Raw genomic sequence first — 2340 nt, forward strand, 5'->3', positions numbered from 1 at the left:
TTTCCAGTCTGTAGACAATAATAATTTGACCGACGCATGAGCTACAGCACAGGCCAGCGGATTTGCCATAAAAGTCGGGCCGTGCATAAATGTGCCGGGATTACCATTGGAAATCGTTTTTGCAATAGCAGTAGAGGTAATGACGGCCGACAAGGTCATATACCCACCTGTCAATGCCTTGCCGATGCAGAGGATATCCGGTTCTACGGCGGCATGTTCGTAGGCAAAGAGCTTTCCCGTGCGGCCGAATCCCGTGGCAATTTCATCAAATAGCAGTAGGATGTTATGCTCTCTGCAAAGTTTAGCTGCCCGGCGCAGGTATTCGGGATGGTAGAAACGCATCCCGCCGGCACCCTGGACAATGGGTTCAAGGATTAGTCCGGCCAGTTCGTCCCGATGTGTTCCGATCAGCTCTGCCAGGGAAGCAATATCGCTCTCGTCCCAGGATTCATCAAACCCGATCTTAGGGGCTTCTGCAAAATAACGTATTGGAAGGGTATTGCCGAAAATGCGGTGCATTCCGGTTTCAGGATCGCATACGGACATGGCATTCCAGGTGTCACCATGGTAGCCTGAACGAACGGTGACAAAATTAGTTTTGTGAACCATGTTTTGCGCTACCCAGTATTGTACGGCCATTTTAAGTGCCACTTCCACGGCAACGGAACCGGAATCGGCGTAAAATATTTTGTCGAGCGAAGGTGGAGTGATCTCGAGAAGTATTTTACCCAGCGCAATCGCCGGTTCGTGTGTCAATCCGCCAAACATCACATGGGACATGCTACCGAGCTGGGCAGTTACCGCAGCATTTAGTACCGGGTGGTTATAGCCATGGATGGTACACCACCAGGATGACATCCCGTCGATAAGCTGCTGCCCGTTATCCAGTTCGATGGTACAGCCCTCGGCGCGACTGACCTTGTAGGCCGGTAGCGGATCTGTGATGCGGGTGTATGGATGCCATAAATGCTGTCTGTCGAAATCGTCCGTAACGTTGTATTGTGTCATTATTTTTATTTTGTTTTCAAAAAAGCTGAACACTGACTTTGTTTTATTTCTCCTGTTGTTTGGCAAGGTTTCGTTCAATGCTATGATCAGGTCTCGACCATTGCGGGCGTTCGCCCAAAGCATGATATTGGGCAGCTTCTGCCGTGATGGTTTCGGGCTGGCTTTTTTTCTCAAAGGGCTGTTGCGGAATCAGGCCCAGGGTTTTGAACATCGCGAGGTCTTCATTGATGTCGGGATTGGGGGTCGTAAGTAGTTTGTCGCCTGCAAAAATCGAGTTGGCACCCGCAAAAAAGCATAGTGCCTGTCCCTCGGGGCTCATGTTACTACGGCCTGCGGATAGACGGACCTGTGTCTGTGGCAGTAAAATACGTGCGGTAGCAACCATACGTACCATTTCCCAGATGGATACAGCTTCCATTGCTTCCATCGGTGTGCCCGCGACGGGAACCAGCGCATTGATTGGTACTGATTCAGGTTGTGGTAGGAGAGCGGCAAGTGTAATCAGCATATCCGCACGGTCGGCTATGGTTTCGCCCATACCTATAATACCGCCGCTGCATACAGTAATGTTGGTTTTACGCACATTTTCGATGGTCTCAAGACGGTCACCGTAACTTCTGGTCGAGATGATTTCTTCATAATATTCGGCAGAAGAGTCCAGGTTGTGGTTATAGGCATAGAGTCCGGCCTCCGATAGCCGTTGTGCCTGATTTTCGGTCAGCATCCCCAAGGTGCAGCATACTTCCATGTCAAGCCTGTTGAGTGTACGTACCATATCCAATACCTGGTCAAACTCAGGCCCGTCTTTGACATTACGCCAGGCAGCACCCATGCATATCCGCGAACTGCCGCCAGCTTTGGCAGCCAGGGCCTGCGCTTTGACCTGCTCAACGCTCATCAGTCGTTCGGCCTTCACATCAGTATGGTAGCGCGCCGCCTGGGGGCAGTAGGCACAATCCTCCGGACATCCCCCTGTTTTTATGGAAATCAATGTGGAAACCTGTACTTTATTCGGGTCATGGTGACGGCGGTGGACTGTCGCCGCTTCGTACAGTAGTTCCATAATCGGCTTGTTATATAGGGCGACGACTTCGGCTTGTGTCCATTTTCTTTCTATACTCATGTTCTTCTGTTTGATCGTTTGTAAACCAGTGTGTTGTTGTGGTGAAATTACCTGTGTTTTAATTTTTTATAGACGTGTTTTTGTTGATGAATTGCAAAGATTACAGTTTAAACATTAACTTTGGTAGTCCGAAATAAACATAATGAGTAGTCCGGTTAGTGTAAATTTTTATTCAATTATTAAGATCGATCGCCGCAAGGAAGATGCTG

At 49.2% G+C, this 2340-nt stretch carries 2 protein-coding genes; both read right to left on the bottom strand.

Annotated elements, in window-relative coordinates:
* Window positions 1-1131: adenosylmethionine--8-amino-7-oxononanoate transaminase (bioA, locus tag VN105_RS12410; protein WP_325641291.1), on the bottom strand; the 1131-nt coding region annotated here is incomplete at its 3' end.
* Window positions 1052-2131 (bottom strand): biotin synthase BioB, encoded by a 1080-nt coding sequence (bioB, locus tag VN105_RS12415; RefSeq protein WP_325641292.1) that lies wholly within the window; start codon window positions 2129-2131, stop codon window positions 1052-1054. The genes bioA and bioB, both read right to left, overlap by 80 nt.
* Between the last annotated feature and the right edge of the window lie 209 nt (window positions 2132-2340).

Source organism: Chitinophaga sp., from assembly GCF_035564935.1.
GTDB lineage: Bacteria > Bacteroidota > Bacteroidia > Chitinophagales > Chitinophagaceae > Chitinophaga.

Excerpts from the sequence above, each read along its gene's own strand:
- bioB (WP_325641292.1), bottom strand. The coding sequence starts at position 2,131 with ATGAGTATAGAAAGAAAATGGACACAAGCCGAAGTCGTCGCCCTATAT.